This is a genomic window from Methanomassiliicoccales archaeon, from assembly GCA_013415695.1.
Classification (GTDB): Archaea; Thermoplasmatota; Thermoplasmata; order Methanomassiliicoccales; family JAAEEP01; genus JAAEEP01.
Map to the genome: position 1 here is coordinate 1 of JAAEEP010000003.1, position 25386 is coordinate 25386.

23 protein-coding genes are annotated in these 25386 nt (G+C 49.8%); 12 read left to right on the forward strand and 11 right to left on the reverse strand.

Annotated features, from left to right (window positions below):
• Positions 1–165: 165 nt before the first annotated feature.
• Complete coding sequence (locus tag GKC03_01800; GenBank protein ID NYT11269.1) at positions 166–1452, reverse strand: response regulator; 1287 nt, start codon at positions 1450–1452, stop codon at positions 166–168.
• Between the two features lie 156 nt (positions 1453–1608).
• Between GKC03_01800 and GKC03_01805 the strand changes: the two genes are divergently transcribed.
• Positions 1609–2427 (forward strand): aldo/keto reductase, encoded by an 819-nt coding sequence (locus GKC03_01805; GenBank protein NYT11270.1) that lies wholly within the window; start codon positions 1609–1611, stop codon positions 2425–2427.
• Here the strand turns inward: GKC03_01805 and GKC03_01810 are convergent.
• The 3 genes from GKC03_01810 to GKC03_01820 all read right to left on the reverse strand — a co-directional run bounded on the left by GKC03_01810 (position 2351) and on the right by GKC03_01820 (position 3860).
• Positions 2351–2959 carry a hypothetical protein gene (locus GKC03_01810; GenBank protein ID NYT11271.1) on the reverse strand — a complete coding sequence of 203 codons (609 nt, stop codon included), beginning with the start codon at positions 2957–2959 and terminating at the stop codon, positions 2351–2353. The two genes, GKC03_01805 and GKC03_01810, sit on opposite strands and share 77 nt — an antisense overlap.
• A gap of 51 nt (positions 2960–3010) precedes the next feature.
• A complete protein-coding gene (locus tag GKC03_01815) occupies positions 3011–3232 on the reverse strand; it encodes a hypothetical protein (protein ID NYT11272.1) in 222 nt (73 codons plus the stop codon).
• A gap of 184 nt (positions 3233–3416) precedes the next feature.
• Positions 3417–3860, reverse strand: a complete 444-nt coding sequence (locus GKC03_01820; protein ID NYT11273.1) for a GNAT family N-acetyltransferase — start codon at positions 3858–3860, stop codon at positions 3417–3419.
• 175 nt (positions 3861–4035) lie between these two features.
• Here GKC03_01820 and GKC03_01825 point away from each other — a divergent pair, with 175 nt between their 5' ends.
• From GKC03_01825 to GKC03_01865, 9 genes are all read left to right on the forward strand, one after another.
• On the forward strand, positions 4036–6378 hold the full coding sequence (locus tag GKC03_01825; protein ID NYT11274.1) for a hypothetical protein: 2343 nt from the start codon (positions 4036–4038) through the stop codon (positions 6376–6378).
• Positions 6379–6434: 56 nt separating this feature from the next.
• Positions 6435–7535: a DUF362 domain-containing protein gene (locus GKC03_01830; protein ID NYT11275.1), complete on the forward strand. Its 1101-nt coding sequence runs from the start codon at positions 6435–6437 to the stop codon at positions 7533–7535.
• Between the two features lie 120 nt (positions 7536–7655).
• The gene (cobB, locus tag GKC03_01835; protein NYT11276.1) at positions 7656–9020 is read left to right on the forward strand and encodes a hydrogenobyrinic acid a,c-diamide synthase (glutamine-hydrolyzing); all 1365 of its coding nucleotides are present in this window, start codon (positions 7656–7658) and stop codon (positions 9018–9020) included.
• 2 nt (positions 9021–9022) lie between these two features.
• Positions 9023–10855, forward strand: a complete 1833-nt coding sequence (locus GKC03_01840) for a cobyric acid synthase (GenBank protein NYT11277.1) — start codon at positions 9023–9025, stop codon at positions 10853–10855.
• A 185-nt stretch (positions 10856–11040) separates the two neighbouring features.
• Positions 11041–11604, forward strand: coding sequence for a hypothetical protein (locus GKC03_01845; GenBank protein NYT11278.1), 564 nt, complete (start codon positions 11041–11043; stop codon positions 11602–11604).
• Positions 11605–11671: 67 nt separating this feature from the next.
• Entirely contained in the window at positions 11672–12478 is an 807-nt protein-coding gene (locus tag GKC03_01850; protein ID NYT11279.1) for a hypothetical protein, read from the forward strand.
• A 41-nt stretch (positions 12479–12519) separates the two neighbouring features.
• Positions 12520–13518 (forward strand): LD-carboxypeptidase, encoded by a 999-nt coding sequence (locus GKC03_01855; GenBank protein NYT11280.1) that lies wholly within the window; start codon positions 12520–12522, stop codon positions 13516–13518.
• Positions 13519–13522: 4 nt separating this feature from the next.
• Positions 13523–14314, forward strand: a complete 792-nt coding sequence (locus tag GKC03_01860) for an ABC transporter ATP-binding protein (GenBank protein ID NYT11281.1) — start codon at positions 13523–13525, stop codon at positions 14312–14314.
• Entirely contained in the window at positions 14301–15860 is a 1560-nt protein-coding gene (locus GKC03_01865) for a hypothetical protein (GenBank protein ID NYT11282.1), read from the forward strand. Before GKC03_01860 ends, GKC03_01865 begins: the two co-directional genes overlap by 14 nt.
• Here the strand turns inward: GKC03_01865 and trpA are convergent, their stop codons facing one another.
• The 7 genes from trpA to GKC03_01900 all read right to left on the reverse strand — a co-directional run bounded on the left by trpA (position 15861) and on the right by GKC03_01900 (position 22979).
• A complete protein-coding gene (gene trpA / locus GKC03_01870) occupies positions 15861–16688 on the reverse strand; it encodes a tryptophan synthase subunit alpha (GenBank protein NYT11283.1) in 828 nt (275 codons plus the stop codon).
• Positions 16685–17860 (reverse strand): tryptophan synthase subunit beta, encoded by a 1176-nt coding sequence (gene trpB, locus GKC03_01875; GenBank protein NYT11284.1) that lies wholly within the window; start codon positions 17858–17860, stop codon positions 16685–16687. The genes trpA and trpB overlap by 4 nt, the downstream gene beginning before the upstream one ends.
• Positions 17857–18444: a phosphoribosylanthranilate isomerase gene (locus GKC03_01880; GenBank protein ID NYT11285.1), complete on the reverse strand. Its 588-nt coding sequence runs from the start codon at positions 18442–18444 to the stop codon at positions 17857–17859. Before GKC03_01880 ends, trpB begins: the two co-directional genes overlap by 4 nt.
• Positions 18441–20396, reverse strand: a complete 1956-nt coding sequence (trpD, locus tag GKC03_01885; GenBank protein ID NYT11286.1) for an anthranilate phosphoribosyltransferase — start codon at positions 20394–20396, stop codon at positions 18441–18443. Before trpD ends, GKC03_01880 begins: the two co-directional genes overlap by 4 nt.
• A complete protein-coding gene (locus GKC03_01890) occupies positions 20393–20968 on the reverse strand; it encodes an aminodeoxychorismate/anthranilate synthase component II (GenBank protein NYT11287.1) in 576 nt (191 codons plus the stop codon). Before GKC03_01890 ends, trpD begins: the two co-directional genes overlap by 4 nt.
• Before the next feature lie 2 nt (positions 20969–20970).
• Complete coding sequence (locus GKC03_01895; GenBank protein NYT11288.1) at positions 20971–22356, reverse strand: anthranilate synthase component I family protein; 1386 nt, start codon at positions 22354–22356, stop codon at positions 20971–20973.
• Between the two features lie 233 nt (positions 22357–22589).
• A complete protein-coding gene (locus GKC03_01900; protein ID NYT11289.1) occupies positions 22590–22979 on the reverse strand; it encodes a VOC family protein in 390 nt (129 codons plus the stop codon).
• A gap of 151 nt (positions 22980–23130) precedes the next feature.
• Between GKC03_01900 and GKC03_01905 the strand changes: the two genes are divergently transcribed.
• Positions 23131–24324, forward strand: a complete 1194-nt coding sequence (locus GKC03_01905; GenBank protein ID NYT11290.1) for a tetratricopeptide repeat protein — start codon at positions 23131–23133, stop codon at positions 24322–24324.
• Positions 24325–24461: 137 nt separating this feature from the next.
• A complete protein-coding gene (locus tag GKC03_01910; protein NYT11291.1) occupies positions 24462–25178 on the forward strand; it encodes a hypothetical protein in 717 nt (238 codons plus the stop codon).
• The last annotated feature ends 208 nt before the right edge of the window (positions 25179–25386 follow it).

A 25386-nucleotide genomic window follows, 5' to 3' on the forward strand; every position in this document is an offset into this window, starting at 1 on the left:
CTCGAGCATCATACCTCCTGGAGGCGCATGAATAGGTTCTGCACCCATAGTTTTCACCCCTAAACGCCTTCCCCCTCTATCCCTCGAGGGGGGCTTTTCAAGCTCCCCTCAAACCTCTAATCAGTACGAATGAACAGCAATTTTCTCCGTTAGCCAACGATGAAATCAGACGGTTTTCTCACCCATTTTCAAGAGAACATATCCTCTATCCAGCTTCATTATCTCCATCAAAGGCAAGGAGCATTCACCGTTCTCGCATCGGTCCAGAATATCTTCCATGGTTCCTTCTAGGTTTTCGATATCCAGTGCATTCAGAAGCTCTTCAAGGGTTTCAATTCCATTGCTCTCATCCAATCCCAGAACCTCGAGAGCGGGAGAACTTGCGGAGAGGATCCTTCCCACTCGGTCGGAGAGTATGACGGTTTCCCCGCATTCCTCAAACGCCTGCAAGAGAGCTGTGGATATCTCTTCCGCCTGGCGCCTTCCTTCCGCTTCCAGACTGGATTGCTGATAGAGTATGCCGTTTGTAATTGCTGAAGCGGCGTGGACCGACAGCGATTCCAACAGCCTGAGATCATCATCTGTGTAGGAATCGGTTCTTTCACTGAAAACCTGGATTACTCCGATGACCACACCTTCATGTTTCAATGGAACAATGAGTGCGGACTGGGTGGGTTCCTCCTCGGGAATGTCCTCGTGAACATTTCCGTCGTCGTCCACGAAATACCTGACGTTACTAGACTTGCGGGCTTTATCAACAAAGTCCTTCAGGAGGACGCTTTCACCTGTCCTTATAGTTTCACTCTGGATCCCTTCTCCAGGTGGTGCAAGCGGTATGGGGGGCAACTTCTCAATATCTATAGGTTCCCCCTCATGCCAAGCATAGAGGCAGTGAATGAGATCGTCTTCCCTGGAATATCGGGTCACGATAAGGGCATCGCACTCCATCATCTCCTTGATGAAATGATGGATGGCAGAATAGATTGTCTGAAGATCCAGGGTGTAGCTCATGACCTTGTTGGCCTCGTAGAGCATCCTCAATTCACGATTCCTCTTTTCCAGCTCCCTGGTGGCATGAGCTCTGTCGACGACTTGGACAATTGCGTTCTTCAGCTCTCCGAATTGCACGGGCGCCGTTCCACCCTTTTGAATGTAGAAATCAGCTCCCAGATTCAGGGCCTTTATGGCCACTTCCTCTCTGCCTCTACCTGTGAATAGAATGAAAGGCGTGTCATCCCCATTCGACCTGAGCTTCTTGAGGAATTCAATACCATCCAGCTCCGGCATCTGGTAATCGGAGACTATGATATCGAATTGTTCATTTTCCAAAATATCCAAAGCTGTTGGGGCAGAGTCAACCACAATGATATCCAGTCCTCCCATGCTCTCCATATAGTCCTTGGAAAGCTCGAGTAGATTTGGTTCATCATCAACCAGTAGGACTCTAATCATGGTAAATCACCGGAGCAATGGAATGAAGATATCATGGATACTCAATGCTGGTAACCTCATATACCTATCGAGGACGATATCGAGCTTGATAAGATGATCCACCAATCAGCAAACCTATTATTATCAGGTTGACAATGGTGCATCTCTGGGACAAGGATGAACTTAGAGTCGAGGGTCACGCTCAACAACGGCGTCGAAATTCCATTGTTGGGGTTTGGAACTTACAAGGTCGAGCCTGGTGAGGTGACGACCAAAGTCGTAAAGGAGGCCCTCGAGGTGGGTTACCGACACATCGATACTGCCAAGTATTACGGCAACGAGGCGGATGTTGGAAAGGCTATCAATGAGAGCAAGATCCCACGCGATGATGTTTTTATCACCACAAAACTTTGGAACTCCGACCAGGGATATGAAAAGGCCATGGAAGCTTTCGATGAGAGTTTCAATCGCCTAGGCTTGGAATACATTGACCTTTACCTCATCCACTGGCCGGTTCCAGGTAAGTATTTGGAAAGCTGGACTGCACTTGAGGACATACTTCAGAGCGGGAGGGTTCGCGCCATTGGGGTGAGCAACTTCATGGTCCATCATCTTGATGATCTCCTCACAAATTGCTCAATTGACCCTTCGGTGGATCAGGTGGAGTTCCATCCGCATTTGGTCAATCTCGAGCTACTCGAATTCTGCAAAGAGAAAGGTATCCAGATGGAGGCATGGAGCCCGCTAAAGCAGGGGAGCATGCCTTATGATCGGGGCATGGCAGGAATCGGTTGGAGGTATGGAAAGACAGCTTCACAGGCAACCCTGAGATGGGACCTCCAACATGGGGTGATAGCGATACCGAAGTCGATCAAGAAGAATCGAATGATTGAGAACAGTCAGATTTTCGACTTCGAGCTTACTCCGGCTGAGATGCGCACCATAGATTCCATGGATCGGGGGGAGAGGGTCGGTCCAGACCCCGATCGAGTGTGATTCTGAGCCCCCTCATGCTCCAATGTGCAGGAACTCCCTTATGATGAATCCTATCACGAAGGCGATGGCCGCGATTCCAAGGCTGATCGCGAGCATCTCCGAGGCCCTCCTCCGGAACACGATGCCCTTGGCGATCGCCAGCTGATAGTTCAGGATGAGGATGAACACCGTGGCATTTGCTATTACCAGCAGCAGCGATAGGGGTCTGAGGTCCCTCCTCCCAGGAGGCGGCAAGATACTCTGAGCTGGCCAGGGCAAATGCTCCCGCGATGCCGGTTATGAATGCTATGATTCCGATGAGCGCGGGGTTTCCCAGCACCAAGGTTAGGCCCGCGACCTCCCCGGTGATCTCGACGATGCCGTCGTTGAGCCCCCTTACAACCGCACCAGTATATCTCAATCTCCTCTCATCGATCATCTCCAGCAGGGATCTCTCGTGGAAATTCTCGTCCTCGACAAGCTTCTTCGCCTCGGGAATGCTTTTGGTTATGGATTCGTAATTCTCCTGGGCTTTCTCCTCATCTCCCTCCATCCGCTTGATGGCGAAGGTGATCCCGAACAGCCTGTAGCTGAGCAGATAGAGTCAGATCTTCAGTCTGTTGGGCGAGACATCCACTCCCGTGTACTTCTTCCAGAACCGATAGTGCGCCATCTCCTCCTTAGAGATCTGATCGAAAACCCGACTCTTCTCCCGATCCTTGACCGAACTGGCGAGTTTCGCGTAGAAGTGATGCTCGGTGATCTCGTCCCGCTGGGCGTCCATCACCCTCTCCCTGAGCTCCCCGCTAATTTCCTCAGCACGCACGTTACCGGACTGAATTCGGGGTAATATCTATTTATCTGCTTCCCTCGAGAAGCTGAAAGCGCCAAAGGTACTGGCCATATCAGGATGCACGACCAATGAAACCGATTTGAAATGCTGACCCCCATCGTGATGCATGATGCCTCGGAAGGCCGATCCATATCGATCTGGTGGACCTCCAGCCATGCTAGATATCGGGCCGATCCTTTTTCACGTAGTAGAGCGCATCTTCCAGAAAGTCGTACCCCTGGTTCTCGAACAGCTCCCTGGAGGCCAGGTTTGATCTCCATATGAGCGCGCATATGACCTCGATCCCGAGTTCCCTCAATCTCCTCTCCCCCTCCCTGATAAGGGCGGAAGCTATGCCCTTCCTTTGCTTCTCCGGCAGCACTGAGATCCTGTTCAGCCATCCTTTCCGCCCATCATGGGTGCAGAATATCGATCCAACCATCTCACTGTCCATCTCAGCCACCAGGAATATGGCGGTCTCCTTCTCGATCTCGGCGGCTATCCTCTCCCTGGTATCCCTCCCGGTAGGGCGGTGCTCGAGCTCAGACTCCTGCCATAGCCTTATCACCCGTTCATAGTCGTCGATTCTGAACTTCCTGATGGTGATCTCCTTCTCGGTCATGGATCGTTCCGACCAGCGCTTTTTTGGTATTTATATCGAGCGGAGAATGCAAGCTCCTCGGCCCGGAGCCCCTTCCCCTGGAAGGCCTTTTCTGCGGAATCGGGGGCCAGGGAGACATCTTATCGTTACATTCTTTCAATAAAAGATATATGCATCCACCATCGATTTAATATCGGTGAGGCTCAAGAGAAACGCTGGAGGGAGGTACCTAATTCCTCTGGAAGGTGCCCGGGAAGGAGGCTACCTAGGTAGCAAGGGTCTCAATCTTCTGAGGCTCGAACGATTAGGATTCCACGTCCCGAGAACGTTCGTGGTCACCACCGGTGCGTACAGTGACCAGTTGAACTCGAGAGAAGAGGTAATGACCTTCCTGCGCGCCGATATCGAGATGCTTATCGACCAGGGCAAGTCGTATGCGATCAGGTCCTCAGCCAACGTCGAGGACAGACCCGATAGGTCTTTTGCCGGGCAGTTCGAGACAAGGTTGGACGTTTCTGGCACAGACGAGATACTGAGTGCTGTAGGAGATGTTTGGGATTCCGCGACATCCGCTAAGGCGATCGAATATGCAAGAGCCATGGATTCTGATGACCCTGTCGAGATGGCGGTGCTGGTACAGGAATACGTGAAGCCAGAGTACTCAGGTGTCAGCTTCAGTCGCAATCCCGTTACCGGGCTCAACGAGTCCGTGATCGAGGCGGTGGAGGGTAGTGGTGAGAACCTGGTGCAAAGGGGTGAGACCCCGTTCAGATGGGTGAACAGGGCTGGGCATTTCGTGATCGAACCTGAGGAGAGCCCCCTGGACCTGCCCGTGTTGGAGTCGATCATGAAGGGAACCCGGGAGATGGAGACCAGGCAGGGGAACCCCGTGGATGCCGAATGGGTTTTCGATGGCAAGGTCCTGCATTGGGTCCAGATGCGAGAGATAACCGCATTCAGAAGCGTCAACATCTACTCGAACAGGATATCGAAGGAATTCCTACCGGGAATCATCAAACCGCTGGTGTGGTCGGTGAACATACCGTTGGTAAACGGAGCCTGGGTCCGCCTGTTCACCGAGCTGATCGGACCCAACGACATCGATCCGATGACTCTCGCCAAGTCGTTCTATTACAGGGCATACTTCAACATGGGCGCGATCGGGCAGATATTCCAGGCGATGGGATTTCCCAAGGACTCGATAGAGATGCTCATGGGCTTCGAGGACGCGGGAAGGCCGGTTTTCAAGCCCAACCCGAGGACCATCAGACTGATGCCAAGGTGGATGGGTGTCGGGCTGGACAAGATCACTTTCTCCTCAAGGATCGAGGTCATGTACCCTCTCCTCAGGGACTCATATGTCAGCATGGCCTCGAAGGATCTTGAATTGATGACAGAGGGAGAGCTCATCGATGCCGTTGAGAGGCTCTATGAGATCAACCGGGAAATGGCATACTTGAACGTGGTGACACCCCTACTCGCCAATCTATATGCACAGATGTTCAAGGTGCAGTTGAAGAAGAGGAACCTGAACTTCGAGGAACTCGACCTGACAATGGGCCTAGAGGACCTTCACCTGTACGATCCATCAATTCGTCTGAGGTCGATGGGATCCCTCTATCACGAACTGCCTCCCGAGCTCAGGAACGATATCGACAAGAAGGGCTTATCGGCATTGAAGGACAATCAATCCTGTCGAATTCTGAGCGATGAGATCACGAGTTTCATCGAGGATTTCGGTCATTTCAGTGAGAGCGGGAACGACTTCTCATCGGTACCATGGAGGGAGAATCCAGAGGTTGTGCTGAACATGGTCGTCCAGTACGGTAGCGCTGAGGGGAGGCGGGAGGGAAAATCACTGGAGGAACTCGCGGCTGAGCGGCCCGGTCTCATGTTGAGATGGACCTACAAGAGGGCAAGGCAGTTCATGTTCCAGAGGGACAGGATCAGCTCTCTCTTCACCTTCGGCTACGGCCTTTTCCGACCGCTCTTCCTGGAGCTGGGAACCCGTCTGGTGACGCAGGGAGTCCTGATGGAGCCGCACGATGTGTTCTACCTGACCTGGGAGGAGATCCTGACCATCGTACGATCCAAAGGGATCGCCGATCCGATGTCCCTGGTGGATGAGAGAAGATCGGAGATCGAATCACTGAGCAACATCGAGCTGCCCGGGATAATTTTTGGTGACGACCCTCCTCCGGTGATGGAGAGGGAGATTGGCAAGCTGAAGGGCACGCCGACATCTGGAGGCTATTACGAGGGTCCGGTGAGGGTCATAGGGTCCATCAACGAATTCTCGAAGGCGGGGAGAGGGGACGTGCTGGTGATCCCGTTCTCAGATGTTGCATGGACCCCCCTGTTCTCAAGGGCCGGGGCGATAGTGGCCGAGTCCGGAGGTTTTCTCTCCCACAGTTCGATCGTGGCCAGGGAGTACGGGATACCAGCCGTGGTTTCGGTTCCTGGTGCGATGGAGCTTGAGGACGGGACCATAGTGACTGTGGATGGCTATAATGGACTTGTCAGGATCCACGAGAGGTGAGTCAATAGCTTGATACCGTCCCGGGCTCAATATTGAATCAGATCGGGGGAGATAACATGGCAGAGGTTTACTTCGCGGACATGAGGGCAACCAGAAGGAGCAGGAATATCCCAACCAAGATCGGAAAGCTCATGAGGCGGACGGGGATGGAGGATGCTATTGAGAAAGGGGATATGGTGGCCATCAAGACCCATCTGGGCGAGCCGGGGAGCACAAGTTTTCTCAGGCCCCAGTTCCTGGCCAAGGTCGTCGACGTTGTTGAGAGGAAGAAGGGAGTCCCATTCCTCACGGACTCGAATACACTCTACAGGGGAGGGAGATCGAACGCGGTTGACCACTTGAGGGCGGCGACCTTGCACGGATTCACATACCCGGTCGTCAACGCTCCAGTGATCATTGGGGACGGGCTCACGGGAAAGGATGAGGTTCAGGTCGAGATCGGATTGAAACACTTTGAGAGGGTCAGGGTCAGCTCCGCCGCATTCCATGCCGATTCAATCATAGGAGTGGCACATTTCAAGGGACATCAGCTGACGGGATTCGGCGGGGCGATAAAGAACATCGGAATGGGATTCGGATCCCGAAAGGGGAAGCTGGAGATGCATGCAGAGGTGCGACCATCTGTGAAAGAGGATGAATGCAAAGCATGTGGTCAGTGCGCCCGTTTCTGCCCGGTTGATGCCATCAAGATACGGAAGATCGCAGAGATCGACAGATCCAAGTGTATAGGCTGCGGTGAGTGTGTGACCACCTGCCCTTACGAAGCGATGGAACCGGGTGAGATGTCATCCAATGAGGCACTTCAGGAGAAGATCGTTGAGTACTGTGCGGGCATTCTCAAAGGAAAGGAGGACAAGTGCGGCTTTATCAATTTCCTCGTGGAATTCACCCCCCATTGCGACTGTCCACCATGGAGTGATGCTCCCATCGTTCCAGATGTAGGAATATTGGCATCCCGGGACGTGATCGCACTGGATCAGGCGTCGGTCGATTTGATCAACCAGCAGAGAGGGCTCGAAGGGAGCCGATTGAAGAAGGGGAAAGAACCAGGGGAGGACAAGATACGAGCTCTGACAGGGATTGATTGGGAGGTCCAGCTGGAGTACGGAGAGGAGATCGGCCTGGGTGAGAGGTCTTACAGGCTGATTAAGATCTGAAGTTCTCTGAGTGATCCAAGTATCCTTGGAATCATCGTTGGATGTAACATCCAATCTAAATACGATAATGACCTTTTATGGGCGAAAAGGACCTCCTTGTTCGAGAATGGGGGTTGTGTGTTGGCTAGCATGGACATTCCAAGGATCACCATCGCAGGTGAACGGAGCAGTGTTGGGAAATCCACCATCACAGTGGGCATACTCCTCTCACTCCAGAGAAGAGGTATGATACCCCAACCATTCAAAGCAGGACCCGATTTCTTGGACCCAATGCATCATTCAATTCTATTGGAAAGAGTGTCCAGGAATCTGGATACCTGGATGTTCCCCCAGGCCGTCGAGGAAATATTCGTCCGCGGTTCGATTGGGGCCGACATCTCTGTGATAGAGGGGGTTATGGGGCTATATGATGGATATGACGGACGCTCCGAGGAAGGATCTACAGCCCATCTATCCAAGGTGCTTGAGTCCCCGGTCATACTGGTCCTTGATGCTTCGGGCTCGTCGAGAAGCATCGGTGCGGTAGCCCTGGGATTCAAGCAGTTCGACAAGGATGTTAACATCGCAGGTGTGATCTTCAACCACGTGGGGAGCCAAAGGCATCTGGAGATGCTTGAGGACTCATTGAAGGGGACAGAATCACTGGGCGGGATCCCACGAGTCGATTCTATCGAATTGGAAAGTAGACACCTCGGACTCGTTCCAGCCGAAGAGGATCTCGACCGCGATAAGTATGAGAGGATAAGACGGACGATCGAGGACAATCTTGACATGGATCTACTTGTGGACATCGCTAGATCCGCCGATGAATTGGAAATATTTTCTCCCATTGAGGCGAGTGGAAGCGAAATTAAGGCCACCATAGGAGTCGCCATGGACGAGGCCTTCAACTTCTACTATCAAGATAACTTTGATCTGCTGCAAAGGAGAGGAGCAGAGATAGTCTACTTCTCACCCCTCCATGATAACCTTCCGGATGTTGACGGTCTCTATTTTGGAGGAGGGTATCCCGAGATCTTCGCCGCAAATCTTGAGAAGAACAAGGATCTGAGGAGAGATGTGAAACGAATGTCATCGGATGGAATGCCCATTTATGCCGAGTGCGGAGGAATGATGTATCTCTGCCATTCAGTCACCGATATGGAGGGCAATGAACGAGGGATGGTGGGAGTGTTCGACGCCAAAGTGGAGATGACTAAGCAACTCCAGGCACTGGGTTATGTTGAGGTGGAGGTCCTCAAAGACACCCCAATATCGCCAGCCGGCGGAAGTTCTCGAGGTCATGTCTTCCACTTCTCTCGTGTAGTGGAATGCAACGAGACCGAATTCGCCTATCGCCTTCACAAGAACAAGGGAATTGATGGAAGAATGGATGGATTCATCTCAGGAAATACCCTTTCGGCCTATACCCATCTTCACTTTGCCTCGTGTCCCAATTTTGCCAGCTACTTCGTGGATTCATGTGCTAAATACCGGAGGTCGTGACGTTGCCAGATGAGAATATCGATCCTCAGAAAATTGACTTCGATAATATTGTGGAAGAGGAGGTACGCAGGGGTCAGATCGGTCCGAATCTAGAATGCGCCTACTATCCATGTCACTTTCCGGGTCTGGACTGCAGCCTCTGCTTCTGCCCATTCTATCCCTGCGAGGATGATGACCTGGGAGAATTCGTCGAATCAAAAAGGGGTGGTTTGGTATGGAGTTGTTCCAAATGCCTTTGGATACACAGAGGTTCGGTAGCGAGGGAGTCTATCCCCCTACTCCAAGATAGTGATATCAGGGCTTCGAGGGAAGAGCTGGAATCCATAAGATCCGAGATCGAGAGAAGACATCCCAAGCGGGCAAGGTCACTGATGGTACTGGGGGCAACATCGGGTGCAGGTAAATCCTTGACCGTGGCAGCCCTTTGCAGGATCTTCTCAAACCTTGGATACGATGTCTCACCCTTCAAATCCCAGAATATGTCCTTGAACTCCATGGTCACCCCTGAGGGGGAGGAGATAGCCCGCATTCAGGTACTCCAGGCAATGGCGGCAAGGAAGGAACCCAATGCTCACATGAACCCCATATTAGTGAAGCCGAAGGGAGACAGAACTTCTCAGATCATTGTAGAAGGTAGACCCTACAAGGATATTGATGTAGAAGATTACTACAACGATTTCACTCTGACCGAAGGCGTGGAGATTATTCGCCGCAGCTTTGATTTTCTATCGCGTTCGAACGACATCGTGGTCGGCGAGGGCGCAGGGAGCCCAGCCGAGATAAACATCTACGATGTGGAGATAGCCAACATGAAGACCGCGGAAATCATGGGTGCGGCCTGCATTCTTGTTGTGAACATCGAATGGGGAGGATCATTCGCCCACATTCTTGGCACACTCGGCCTTCTGAAGGAAGAGCATAGGAGGATGTTCAAAGGGGTCATAATCAATAACATGAGGGGGCATCCTGACCTCCTGAGGGAAGGTATAGTCAAGATCGAGAAGCTCACTGGAGTACCGGTGTTGGGAGTTGTTCCCCACGTTGATCTTTACCTTCCTGATGAGGACTCCATGGGGCTCTCCTCGATGAGAAAGGAAGGTTCCAATATCGACATTGGTGTAATCCGCTTACCCATGATATCGAACTATACCGACTTCGATGCTCTTGGTTTGGAAAAGGATGTGTCAGTCATATTTATTGACAAACCCAAGGACCTTCAGAAAGTCAACGCGATAATCATTCCTGGAAGCAAGAACTCGGTGGCTGACCTGATATGGATGAAGAAGACGGGACTCTTCGATACAATCAGGGAACTTGAGGGAAAGGTCCCGATACTGGGAATTTGCGGAGGTTTCCAGATCATGGGAATGAGAATACTCGACCCCGAAAGCCTTGAAGGGCAAGCTGGGCCAGAGGTAGAGGGCCTTGAACTTCTCGATTGTGAGACTCGGTTCGATGCCTATGACAAGCGCACTGTCCAGGTCAATGGCCAGCTACTCGTGGACGGGAGTCTAGGTGCGGTCAAGGGATACGAGATACATATGGGAAAGACCGATATTGGAGATTGTTCTCCGCTGTTCCAGATCGAAGAGAACGGCGAATTAAGACCAGAGGGAGCAGTTTCCAGGGACAAGATGTGCATGGGCACCTACTTGCATGGACTCTTTGACCTCCCATCCTTCAGAAGGTTCTTCCTGGAACTGGTAACGAAATCCGAGCGTGATGGAGATATCGAAGATCATGACAGGCTTGTCGAAGAGAACCTAGATAAGCTTGCAGAAGCGGTCCAGAATAACATTGAAATGGATGTTCTCCTCAAAATATTGAAGCTTTAGATGCAACTTCCCATTTCGGATCTCTTGTTTCTCATCAGCGCAACACTTGAACGATTCTCACAGGCGAGCAGGTATTTTCAGAGCGCCCCAATGGGCTTCTTCAAAAGTTTTAATAGGATGGCCACGATAAGCAACTGAACAGGGGTTAACCTCTATCTATACTTATTCCGAATTGGGGTAATCAGATGTCCATGACCGGAGGGAAAGTTGGATCACAGGCGACCGGGATGAGTGCTTCGAAACAGGGCGGTAGCATTCTCGAAGCCTATGAGGATTTTAGGAACTTCGTGCGAAAAGTTGCACAGGAACCTGGACCTGTGATGTCAGAAACGGACCCCGAGGTTTCCAAGAAAGCCTCAGAGATCAAGATCTATACAGAGGATTATATCGACGCCTTCATTGCCTGCACCAAGGTGAAGACCATCCTTGCCCACAAGTTCATTGCTAAGCTTATAGATGCTGGCAAGACTTGGCAGGCAGAGTTCGGCTCCGATGAGCAGAAGATAACAGGGAACGACGTCGAAATCGGTCTTGAGGCCTTCTTCCTGTCAACGGGGGAGAAGCTACTCGTGAGGAAGAGGGGAAACTTCGGCATCGTTTACTATTTTGGCTGGTACGAGACCAAACCGCTCATAATGAGGACAATCAATCTTCTGGAATTCGGCAAGACTTCTGAAGGTTATCAGATTGTGAACACGGATTTCAATCAGACCAAGGAAGCAATCCTGGAATACCTAGAAATCCAGTAATCATACTCGTCTATTGGGCAACTTCAATACAACACTTTCTTCTATTTGCAGTTAGAATATGAATATCGTGAAAGACGGTGAGACGCGTTGGTCTTTTCCAGACCTCACATCGGCACTTGAGTGGACGAGGGAGAGGAACGACCAGGGGATCAGGTGCATTCTTTCACCACATGGTGAGTGCAGCACCACCATAGGAGCTTCTCAAAACGCTCTCGACGATCTCGTTTCATGCGCCAAGAGAATCTATGAGGAGAAAGTCAATGCCTCTCTTGCGGTGAAGCTAACAACTATCGGAGCCATGTTCGATAAACAGCTCTGCCGAGATTATCTCGTTGTACTCTTCGAAGATGCAACCGAGAACTATGTCGATCTTGAGATCGACATGGAATCAATGGCGTTCGTGGAATTCACGATAGATGTTGTGAACTCCTGCCTTGCAGATTACCCCTTGACATTGAGTCTGCAGGCTTACCTGGACCGCACTCGGGACGATATTTATAACGCGGTGCGAAGAGGGGGCTTGGTCAGGCTGGTGAAGGGTGCATATTCGGGCGATATTTCTGATTCTAACGACATCCAGGAGCGCTTTAGAGAATTGGCGGAAATTCTTCTTATAAGGCGAGAAGAATTCAAGATCGCTACGCATGATCCAGATATCATAGAATGGATGAAAAAGACCACTTCGAACCAGAAGGAGAAAGTGGAATTCTCGTTCTTGAAGGGTCTTGCCGATGCAACCAAACTCGATTTGGTGCAGAAAGGTTGGAAAGTATCCGAGTACATACCGTTTGGTCCTGGTGGAGAATCGTATGAGGAACGAAGGAAGTCCTATCTTAAAACTCTCAATGGGATGGGCAGGTCTCCAGCACCCTAGCCAGCGAAAGAATAATCAATTGTCCAACTGCATTAGCAATCATGGCCATCAAGCCCAGTCGCCTCAAGAAAGGTGACACCATCGGTGTCGTTGCACCTTCCAATTCAGCGTCACTTATCAATCCAGAAATTATCGACATTGGCATAAAGAAACTGGAGTCTAAAGGGTTCACACTCCGTTTTGGCAACAATATTCAAGAGAAGCGGGGACACACTGCCGGAACCGTCCAGCAACGCCTCGAGGATCTCATGAACATGTTCGAGGACCCTGAGGTTGACGCAATCATGTCTGTTATGGGCGGGTTCAACTCTCATCAGCTCCTTCATTACATCGATTATGAGGTGATCAGGGAGAACCCCAAGGTCTTCATTGGGTTCTCTGATATCACCGCCCTGAGCAACGCTTTCCTATCAAGATCGGGACTAATCAATTTCTCTGGTCCAGCATTCGTTACTTTCTGCCAGCCCGATCTTCCTGAATATACCGAGAAATATTTTGACGAGATTCTGATCGAGGGCAAGAGGTCTACTATCCGCGCATCAGAGGAATGGGCAGAGGACGCTTGGTGGAGAGAACCAATCAACTATGGAAAGAGGGAGTGGAAGGCAAATCCGGGCTGGGACGTTTTCCGATCGGGAATTGCTGAGGGTTCCTGCGTGGGAGGCAATATCAGCACACTCATGCTCCTTGCGGGAACGGATTATTGGCCCGATATGGAGGGGAGCATACTGTTCCTTGATGAGGATGATGGAGAGACGCCTCAAACAATCGATAGATACCTGACCCAGTTGAGGCACATAGGAGTCTACGATGAGATATCCGGAATGGTCCTCGGCCGCCTTCCCACCAAGGTGGGTTTCAGCAAAGAGGACACCTTGTCCATGATATTGGAGGAAGCCACTAGGGGCTATGATTTCCCCATTGTCAGTGGTGTAGATTTCGCCCATACCGACCCCATTATCACTATTCCCCTGGGCGTTAGATGCATGGTCGATGCCTACAATCAGAGGATCGAGCTAATGGAAAGTGCTGTAAGGTGATCAGATGAGCGAGTTAATCGTAAAGACAAGAGGGCTGTGCAAATACTATGGGAAGCAGAATATGATCAAAGCGGTAGATTCCCTTGATCTTGAAGTATACGAGGGAGAGACCTTCGGACTGCTTGGCCCGAACGGTGCTGGTAAGACCACCACTATCAGGATGCTCAACTGTATAATATCTCCCACAAGTGGGACCGCGACGGTGGTCGGTCATGATATTATAAACGAAAAGAACGAGGTCAAGCGGGAGACAGGCCTTCTCGCCGAGACCCCTGGCCTCTACGAGAAGTTAAGTGCTCATGAATTCCTCGAATTCATGGGAGCCCTTTACGATGTTCCCAAGAATGTTCTTTCCAACCGCATAGAGGAGCTGCTCAAGCTCTTCGGGCTCACTCAGAGATCAAACCAACTTCTGGAGGGATACAGCAGGGGAATGAAGCAGAAAGTGCTGATCGCCGCCTCACTCATACACGATCCAAAGCTTATCTTTCTCGATGAGCCAACATCATCCCTTGACCCACGGGTGGCTCACATGGTCAAGGATCTCATCAAGGACCTTGCAGGAGAAGCTGGTAAAACGGTTTTCATAAGCAGCCATGTCCTGCCTGTTATGGAGGAGTTATGCGACCGCATCGGTATAATCAATCAAGGGAAACTGATTGCTATTGGCAGTATCGATGATATTCTGACCAGCACGGGTACCAGCAGACTCGAGGATGCTTTTATCGAGATCACGGGCGGAGTTGAGGAAAAAGAACTGTTGGCCTGGAGGGAGTTTAGGGGTGAATCTGCCTAAGTGGTTCGTAATAGCAAAGAACGAGTACCGGTTGATGACCAGTGGTTCTCTCCTGCTAAGGCGAACCCTTCCTTACCTGCTCGTGGCATTATTCCTGATTTTCGTGTTCATCCTGGGGCCGGCTCTCTTCAACCTGATCAAGAGCGACTGGTTAGTACTGGTTCTTTCCCAGGCGGCTTTGGCCACGATAGCCATAATCCTCCTCACACTGTTCTTCTACTTCCTGGTAATACCCATAACCAACACCTTGAAGGAAGAACAGGCATCGGAGTTGGAGATATTCCTAGCCGCCCCTGTGAAACCAGAGGAGGTACTGCTCGGCAAGTTCATGGGCAAGCTTATATTGTTTGGAACGCTGGCCGCCATCATTGCGGGGTTATTCGCCGCCGCTTTCACCTTGGTGGGGATAAACACCGTGCAGATGCTGGTCATAGTCCTTACAATATTCCTCCTTCTATTATCTGGGCTGTGGATAGGGACGGTCATTGCTGCCGTACTAAGGACGAAGTTGAGCAGGACGGCCAAAGGAAAGGACATCGGTAAAGGACTCTCTATCATCATAGCCCTTCCTTTACTAGGACTCATGTATGCCTTATTTAGCGGGATGATGTTCTCCGCACTCGATGACCCTGGCACGGCAGATCTGGTAGAGATGATCCTTGCATTCTTCCCGACAACATGGGGGGCGGATATCCTCGTAAGTTATGCCAATTTCCCAGGGTTGTTGTTCCCTCCTGAAACCCTGGTGGTAGTAGCTATTCCCGGAGTTATCCTTTTCACCGTCGCATCATTCTTCTTTGGCAACAGGGTTATTGCCAGAGCTTACACTCTCGAGCCTACTTCGTTCACCTCTTCCATCGTGAAAAAGGATGGATTTCTTCTGAAATTCATCGGGTGGGCAACCGGCTCTGGGCAATTCTCCGTCATGGTAATCACCATATTCAAGGACTGGGGAAGAAGACTGGAAAATCTGTCAAAGGTTGGCTATGTCGTTGGTCTAGTTTTCCTCTTGGCCATATTCTTCACCAGGCCTGAAGAACCAACTGCTGTAATCATACTCCTTACTTTCATGATAGGGTTGCTCGCCGCCTTCGTTGTAGGGGAGGTGACTATACGTGGTAAAGAGATGCTTTTCATCTACAGAAAAGCTCCTCGGGGCGAGAATCGGCTTGTCTGGGCAAGATTGATCCAAGGCTGGTTCATCGTTGTTCCTGTGACAACCATTATCGTTCTGATCATGCTGGCCTTCATTCCTGGACTTCCGCTCATTGACCTTTTCGCCTATCTCCTATTCATGGACCAGATGGCTATGGCGATTACGGTTTTCTCACTGGGGTTGTTCCTAGTAATGCCAGCTTTCTCTGAGAAAACAGGAGAGATGATCGTCAACATGATGGGGACAATGTTCCTCTTCTTCATCCTCTTCGTCATTGGAGAGGTATTCTTTGGTTCAATTGGATTCGTCCTGTTCTACATACCCGTTTCATGGGCGATTTCACTCTCTGTACTATACCTGGGCCTGAGAAACCTGAGCCGAATTGAATGATCATTCATCAATAACTGCGTCACCGCTCATCTGAAGCGCGGATTTCATGAGTCGAGCATGATCTTCAACATCATTAAGTGCCGATCTTCTGTTCTGGAGATTGCTACCGTATATCCTGATCAGGTTGGACCCCTCTACGACACCTTTTGCACCGTGGTCTCTGGCCTTCCTTGCCTGCTGTGGTTTGGATATACCGAATCCCAATGCTATCGGAAGCTCACTCTCCGTTGAGACCGTCCTGATCATCTCAAGGGTCTTTCCTGTTAGCGAGTCCCTGAGGCCCGTTGTGCCGGCTACAGATACCAGATAGGCATATCCCCTTGCTTCATCCAAGATTCGGCGCCTCCTCTCGAATGGTGTGTTCGGGCTGATGAGGTTGATAAGATCCAAGTTCCTTTCCATCATGAATCCATTCAGTTCTTTGCACTCTTCCATGGGAAGGTCCACAGCAATAATTCCATCACCTTGGACGTCGGCGAGATCGTTGCAGAATTTGCCCAATCCTCGTTGAAGCATTGTATTGTAGTAGCCCATGACGACCACGGGCTGCTCAAGTCCGATCTCCCGAATGGAACGGATCATCTCAAATAAATGACCACAACGGAATCCTCCTACCAATGAACGGTTCATTGCCTCTTGGATAAGACGACCGTCTGCAACGGGGTCAGAGAAGGGGATTCCAAGTTCCAGAATGTCTGCACCAGAGTCGCATAGAACCTCAACCAGCTTGATAGAGAATTCCATATCAGGATCTCCAGTGCACACGTATGGTATGTAGGCTCCCTCTTCGTCTCCGAGGGAATCGAATACTTTTCCTATCCTGCTCACAGCCTTCCCTCCATTCTCGCTATCTGCTCGACATCCTTGTCACCCCTTCCCGACAGGTTCACCACTATGATCTGATCCCTGTCCATTTCCGTTGCGAGTTTGGCTACGAAGGCAATAGCGTGGGCGCTCTCCAGTGCAGGCACTATTCCCTCTGTTTCAGACAAAAGATGGAATCCTTGAACGGCCTCCTGGTCGTTGATAGATTGGTAAAGCGCTCGACCCATCACAGCGAGATATGAGTGCTCGGGACCGACACCGGGATAATCAAGACCCGCCGCGATGGAATGGGTCTCTCGGATCTGACCCTCTTCATCCTGTATGAGCAGAATGCGAGAGCCATGAAGGACACCAGGAGTTCCGACTGAGGCACTTGCCGAATGCAATCCCGTATCAATTCCGCAACCTCCCGCCTCCACTCCATACATCTTGACCGGATCGTCAAGGAAGGGGTGGAAGAGGCCCATGGCATTGCTACCCCCACCAACGCATGCGACAAGAGCATCGGGCAATCTGCCCTCTTCCTTGATAATCTGCTCCCTGGCCTCTTTTCCGATCACGGATTGAAAATCCCTCACGATTGTCGGGTAGGGATGCGGGCCTATCACGCTCCCGATGAGGTAATGGGTATGGTCGCTGGTGGAGGCGAAGTCCCTCATTGCTTCATTGATCGCATCCTTGAGCGTTTTTGACCCGTTCTCAACGACATTTACCTTCGCTCCAAGCAGGTTCATGCGGAAGCAGTTAAGCCTCTGTCTCTCCACATCCACCGCTCCCATGAACACCTCGCAGTCGAGACCAAGCAGGGCACATGCGGTCGCGGTCGCCACACCATGCTGTCCGGCTCCCGTTTCTGCCGTGACCCTGGTCTTTCCCATAGCCTCAGCCAGAAGCCCTTGTCCCAATGCGTTGTTGATCTTATGGGAGCCTGTGTGAGCAAGATCTTCCCTCTTGAGGTATATCCTGGCTCCACCTAGCTCCTCGGAGAGCCTCTCGGCGAAATACAAAGGTGTCGGTCTTCCGATGTACTGCGCTCGAAGTTTATCCAGTCTAGCGTTGAACTCATCATCGTTTCTCAGCCGGATGTATTCTCTCTCCACCTGCTTGAAAGCGGCGACTAGAACCTCAGGAATGTAGAATCCTCCAAAATTCCCAAAGTAAGATGATAATGTCAACTATGGCACCTCCTTATGAACAAATCGACCAACGTCAGGTCCTTCTTTCCGGGGATGGTTTCGACACCGGAAGAGACATCCACGCCATATGGTCTGAGTTCCTTCACCTCGTTTAGGTTGTGAGGGCTCAGTCCGCCTGCCACAATGGCTCTGCTGCATGAATCTATCGGGATCTTTGAGTAATCATAGCTAGTTCCAGTCCCTGGGATCCCGGCTTCAAATACAAGGGCGTCGGCCACACCTTCGAATTTCTCGACCTGTTTTATCTCAGGTGTTACTGCTCTTATGACCCTGATGCCGCTCTCCTTCACCCTAGAAATGAACACCGGGGAGAGCGAGTATGTCTGAAGGACATCAGCACCACTTTTCTCGAGAATATGAATGGCCTCATTAGGCCCCATTGGATTGCATATCAGCACTCTCGTGGTCAAGGGTCCAAGTGTGGAGCATATCTGACAGATTCTCTCAAGGGAAAGACTTCGATTCCGACCAAGGAAGTGAACGAAACCCAACGCATCCGCACCCAGATCTTCGCACATATGGGCGTCTTCTTCTGAAGTGATACCGCAGATCTTAACCTTCATGCGTAAACCTCCCTGCAACGGTCGATCACCATACCCACCGCTCTTGCAATATCAGGACTTCCCATGAACATTGAACCGATCAGGACGCCATCGTAACCCTTGACCATATCGAGCTCCTGTATCGATCTGATCCCGCTCTCTGCGATCGTCAACCTGTTGCCGTCGAGCAGAGGGCCGATTCTGCTCAGGTTCTCCATGTCCACATCCAAGGTCTTGAGGTTCCGAGTATTCACACCAACAAGATCGACCTTATCAAGATTGGAGAGTGAATTCAACTTTGCCACATCGTCTTTCGAATGAAGTTCAATCAAGGGCTCCATGCCCTTCAGCAGGCAATTATGGATCATCTCGTCCAGGAACTCGATCTCTAGGGCCGAGGCGATCAGAAGGACCGAGTCTGCTCCCAGGTTATCCGCGACATCGATCTGTTTTGGAGAGATCACGAAATCCTTGAAAAGCATGGGCAGATTGACGGTCGACCTGATCGAAGCAAAGAGTTCAGTACCTCCCCCGAACATACTTGACTCGACCAATACCGATACTCCAGCCATTCCGGCCAACTCATAAGCTTCAATCACTGATTCGGGATCCGGTGGAATTGATAAGGCAGCAGCGGTTGGTGATGTCGGCTTGTACTCCCCTATGACGGATACCCCCGAATCATTTGAAACGGCCTGGGCAAGTGCAGTCTTCGATCGATTCAGTTTGAATTCAGGTACGGTGATTCGTGGAAGATCGAGTATCCTTCTCAGCATTATGTAGGTGAGGACATTGGGATCATCGATCAAATCCTTCTCGAGATTCTCCAAATGGTGTTCAACCTCGCTTCCAAGGATCTGGTCGAGCAAATGCTCACTCAATTCTCGGCTTTTTTGTGATAGAATGTGAGACAAGATCCGTCTTTCTGAAAGCTCGCTTGCTTGCATTGAGATCTGTCTCTTCTCCTCTAATTCCAGACACTTGAATGTGAATTGCTCCAGTTTCGCAAATGCGCTGCCGTTCCTCAAAATCTCTCTGGCAATCTCGAATCCATCATGGATGGAAACGGCCCTTCCACCGATGTATAGTCCGGCTCCAGCATTCAAGGCAACGATATCGGCTCTAGGTGAATTCTCACCCTTCAGGATGGAGAGCAAGATACGGGCGTTTTCTGTAGGATTCCCCCCCTTTAACCGATCCAGGGGTGCGACGTCGATGCCAAAATCCTTCGGTTCGATCGTGTAATCTCGCATTTCTCCTTCAATAATCTCTACTATTCTGGTCCTTCCAAGAGTGGTGATTTCGTCCATCCCAGATCCGTGGACCACCATGACCCGGTCTGAACCGAGCCTCTGCATGACCTTGCACACCATAGGGGCAATGTCCGGATCGTAGACGCCAATGAGCTGCCTTTTCACTCCCGCTGGGTTAGCCAATGGCCCAAGTAGATTGAAGAAGGTTCTGATGCCTATTTCCTTCCGAGGAGCGAGGACATTCCTCATGGAATCATGAAAAATTGGAGCGAACATGAAGCCGATGCCAGTGCTCTCCAGACACTTCTCCACCGAGAGCGGATCTAGATCGTTTGGTATCCCCAATACATGGAGGACGTCCGCGGAACCAGACATGCTTGAGATTGAGCGGTTACCATGTTTTGCGACCGGTAAACCGGAAGCGCATATCACGAATGAAGCTGTGGTGCTTATATTGAAGGTTCCTGTGGCGTCACCTCCAGTACCACATACATCGATGGCGCTGAGAGGTGAGCGGATCTTCTGACCCATTTCCCTCATGACCTTGACGAAACCCAATAGCTCCTCCACAGTCTCGCCCTTCATCCTCATCGCGGTGATGAAAGACCCTATCTGGCTAGGCGTTGCTTGCCCCGTTATTATCTCCCTCATGACCTCGGAGGACTCATCCGTGGAGAGATCGGTTCCCTCAACCACTCGGGAGATCGAATCCCTTATCATCTACCGCACCTCCCAATGAAGTTCGAGAGGATCTTTCTACCCTGGGAAGTCATCACGGATTCTGGATGGAACTGGAGTCCAAAGATCTCCTCGTTCTTGACCCGTAAGGCCATGATCTCCCCCCCATCGTTCTTTCCGAGTACTTCTATGCAATCGGGAAGGTCCTCAGCGCTTACGATCAACGAATGGTACCTGGTCGCCTCCAGTGGAGAAGGTATTCCCTCCAGCACCCCTTCCCCATTGTGTGTGATCGCACTGACCTTGCCGTGTACGACCTCATTTGCCCTGACCACTGAACCCCCGTGAACATGGGCGATTGCCTGGTGTCCCAGGCATATTCCAAGCACCGGTGAACCATATCCCCCATTTCTTATGACATCCAGAGACATGTTCGTGGTCCTTGGGTGCCCAGGTCCAGGAGATATAACATAACCGTCCATTTCTCCTAGATGTTCTTTCAGGCTGGGAGAGTCGTTTCTCTCAACGAATACTGAAGCACCAAGCTCACCAAGGTACTGTGCGATGTTGTAGACGAAGGAATCGTAATTATCAACTATCAATATCCGGGTCATTGTCAATCCTCCATATCCTTGGTCATCAAGGCAAGTAGCAGAGCCCCCATCTTGTGCTGAGTCTCCATGTATTCCTTCTCGGGTATCGAGTCGTGGACGATTCCAGCGCCAGCCTGCAATCTAGCTCTCTTGCCGTGGAGAACAATGGAACGGATCACGATGCCGAAATCCATGTTGCCGTTGAAGTCAAAATAACCGGCAGCTCCTGCATAAGGCCCTCTTCGTTCATCTTCCAGATCTGAGATGATCTCCATTGCCCGAATCTTAGGTGCTCCGGTGACTGTTCCTGCGGGGAAGCATGCCTTCAAGGCATCGAAAGCATCGAAAGAATCGTCAAGCTCGCTTTCAATATTGCTGACAATATGCTGGACATGGGAGAACTTCTCCACATTCATTAGCTCTGTCACTTTCACAGTGCCCGTTCTGGATACTCTCCCCATATCATTTCTATGAAGATCCACCAGCATCAGGTGTTCAGCTCTTTCCTTGACGTCTAGAAGCATATCGAGCTTGAGCTTCTCGTCCTCCTCTGGATCTGGATCTCGTGGTCTAGTTCCCGCAAGAGGTCTGGTCGTGAGTTTAGTCCCCTTTAGCCTTACCAACATCTCAGGGGATGAACCGATAAGCTTGGTCTCCCCGAAGTCCAGATAGAAGAGGTATGGCGAGGGATTCAAAGATCTGAGAACCCGATACATTTCCAATGGGTCCCCGTGAATCTCAAAATCAATGCTTCTGGATGGGACAACCTGAAAGATCTCACCCTCCATTATCATCTCCTTTGCCTCAACGACCTTGGATTCGAATTCCTCCTGGCTTGTGTTTGGGGTACCTCCTCGAATGACAATTCCAGTTTCTTCTTTCTCCCTTACCGTATTGAAAGCCTCTTTCAGTTCCCTCAGATCTCCATGGGAGATCAGATAGGTCTTTTCATCCAGATGATCAATGCAGACCAAGTGTCGAGGTAGAACGAAGTACATGTCCGGTATCTCATCTTCTCCATCTGGAAGCTGAATACCTTCGAATTCACTCACCATCCCGTATCCGATGAAGCCGACCATTCCTCCCGAGAATGGTGCAAGGTCGGAAGCCCCGCAGTCAAATGACTTGAAGTGCCCTCTCAATGAGTCGTATGCCGAGGGAACGCGGTATGCGTTTTCATCAATCACAATCATGGTCCCTTTTGACCTGAAGGTAGAGATGGGATCGACGCCAATGAATGAGTATCTAGCCGTCTTCTCCGGCCCCTCGACCGACTCAAGGAGGAAGCATTCCCCGGGGAACTTTTCCCTCAAGGAGGCAAATACAGACAGGGGATCCTGCCTATGTTCATCTCTAACAGAAACGCTAGTGGGAAGGGCCAGGGTGTTTGAGAGCTTGTTTCCGCTCACTTCTCCCTGGTAGCCAAAGTAAATCCCTCATTTGAGTCATGTTGCGTCATATAGTAACTGTATTATAAATTACTTTGTAGTATAAATATATACATTTATGGATAAGTTACTACATTGGAAAAGATAATGAAATATAACTATTTTAAAAGTAACTATTAATTTTATATGCTTAATTTAATAATTCAATGTATTGACTAATGTAAGATTCTAATCATAGCTCATTAGTTGAAATATCATCCTTCAATATTCTCCCAAAGCCCCAAAACGTTGCCTTCGCTGTCCCTGACAACTGAAAAGAAGGCTATGTCCAGTATTGGGTTTTTGGGTCTGATGATCTCTCCCCCTTCGGAAACGACTCTCTTCAAGCATTCATCAACAGATTCCACTTCAATCTCTAGAAAAGTACCTTCAAGGCCATGAGTCCCCCTCTTGTAGAACCCACCATTTATCGCACCCGGAATCATCACTTCTCCATTTTCGTCAACTGGAGCCGTATTGGCTGCGTGGAAATCTCCCCCACTACCTGGAACTGGAATGATTTTCCAGCCAAAAACACTTCGATAGAAGTTCTTGGCCCTTTCCATATCATCGACAGGTATGTCAAATGCCCTAACCTTATCCATCTTGAATCCTCAGTGCATAATTGCTTAATCTAACCATTATTTTTTTCATGTAATATAACTGGAAATCCAACCCAGTTCCTTCAATCAGTATGAAAGCCTTTTCAGAATGAATTAATACCCAGAGCTATTACACTGTTAATAGGTGCATTGATTGGCAAATGAAAGCAGACTCACCGATGTTCTGGAATATCTTGAAGGAGTCCTGGAGGATGACCCTCAAAACGACAGGGCGCTCATATTGAAAACAGAAGCTCTCATGTTTCTTAAGCGGTACGAGGAAGCCTTGGATTCAATCGAGATCGCCGTATCAACAGGTCCCTTCAATATGAAAGCCATTCTCAAGAAGGTCGATGTTCTGACCTTTATGAGGGACTATGAAAAGGCACTCGATGTGGTGAGCCAGGCTGTTGAGATAATCGACACGGATGAAGCTGCTCTCTTGAAGAAAGCACTTCTTCTGTGGATACTCGATAAGAATAAACAATCTTCTGATACGTTTGACAGGCTGATTAAAGTAAATCCAGAAGGAAGAATGGCTAGAAAGATAAATGGCACACTTTTTGGATATCTGGCCAATTCAAGAGAAGGCTTGCCCGCTGTGAACAAGATACTCGAGTTCGCCCCTTTCAGTGAAAAGGCACTTCTAATGAAAGCAACCATCCTCCGAACCCTTAACAAGGATGAAGAGGCCATTCAGCCTTTGGACGTTATCCTCGAATTCAACCCAAAGAATGAGGATGCCCTGCACTTGAAGGCATCGACTCTGAATTACCTCGATAGGTATCAGGAGGCATTGAGCATGCTTGACGACCTCATTGCCCTTGATCCGATGAATGAAGATTATCTGATTGAGAAAGGAAGAGCCCTCTGGTTACTTGATAAGAATTCTGAGGCGGAGAAGTTATTCGACCAAATATTGTCTATTTCACCCGACAACGAGGAAGCGCTGATGCTCAAAGGCTTCGTCATGAGGTGCAATGGGCAACACGAGGAAGCACTGAAGCTTCTCGATGAAGCTCTCCGACGAAATCCAGATGAGTCCAGCATACTCCTGACAAAAGCGGAGGATCTTAGAGCACTTGGCCGGAACGAGGAGGCATTATCTATCGTTGACGAAGTCCTTGAAAAGGAACCAAATAATACCCGAGCTCTCCTCATAAAAGCCGATTCCCTTGTCCGTATTGGGCAAGGGAAGAAAGCCTTGAAGATAACCGAGAAGATATTGCTTAAGGACGAGGACAACGAACTTGCCCTGTTGATCAAAATAGAGGCCTTCAGGTCTTTGAAACTGATTGACGGTCTACTCAATACAATTGAGAAGATTATCGAACTCAATAACGATTGAGATGATTTCGAGTACTGACCCTCTCATTTTTCCCATTATTAAACAGCGATAATGAAATATAATACGGAATGTGAAATCGTTTATGAACTTGTCATGATCGCGCCAATACGATCGATCATGTAGGGAGGGGGGGACAAATGAAAGTAACAAACCTAGTGATTGGCGTTATCGTGATTCTCGCCGCTCTTATGATGTTTAGCGTCTCCATAGTCGCAGTATCTTCCGAGACAAAGGCCAAGGGCGATTGTGATATCAGCAAGATGGTAGAGAATGGTGACATCGACGAGACCATAATTGTACCATTCCCTAGCGGTGAAGATATTCAGGATATTCTTGAGTCTCTTGATCCAGAAGTCCAAGATACTATCATTGCATGGGCATTAGAGAATCCTGAAAAAGCCGATTTGATCCGGGCTCTGGTCGATTCCATCGACGAAGTCCAGATGGTCTTGGATGGTAAGTACCATATCAATGCCCATGTTTGGGAGAGAAATGGATGTGGCGATGCAAATGTACATTTCCACTGGAAGGGATCGATTTCTATATCTTTCCTTCATTATGAGAATGGTGAGGTAGTCGATACACTGACAATCGATATGGATGTCAAGTGCTTCCAATTCATTCTCCATCTGAAGGACATATGCATTGAGAACAATCAGATCTGCATCGACAAGGTAATGGTCAACACCATTCTCAGGGGCGAGATGTCTATTACTTCTGACCTTCAAGTGGAGTACCTGCCTCTTGAGCTTGACCTCTGGTCCCATCTTATTCTTAAGATACAGGATGGAGAAGTCATCATGTTCAAAGTATGGCTGCCATCCTGGTTTGGAATGCTTGTAGCGACGATCTGAACTCAAACTCTTACTTTTCTTGATTTTTTCTTAGAGATATCGTCAATTATACTCCAACAATTATAAGTACTAAATTAATTAAGGTAGTAATTTAACATATTAAATTTAATAAGATGAATAAGAAAATGGAATTAGGAATTGTCTTTTTGGGACTCTTCATAGAGATCACAGAGTTCATTGAGAAACTCTTCATAGGTCTTTCTGAATT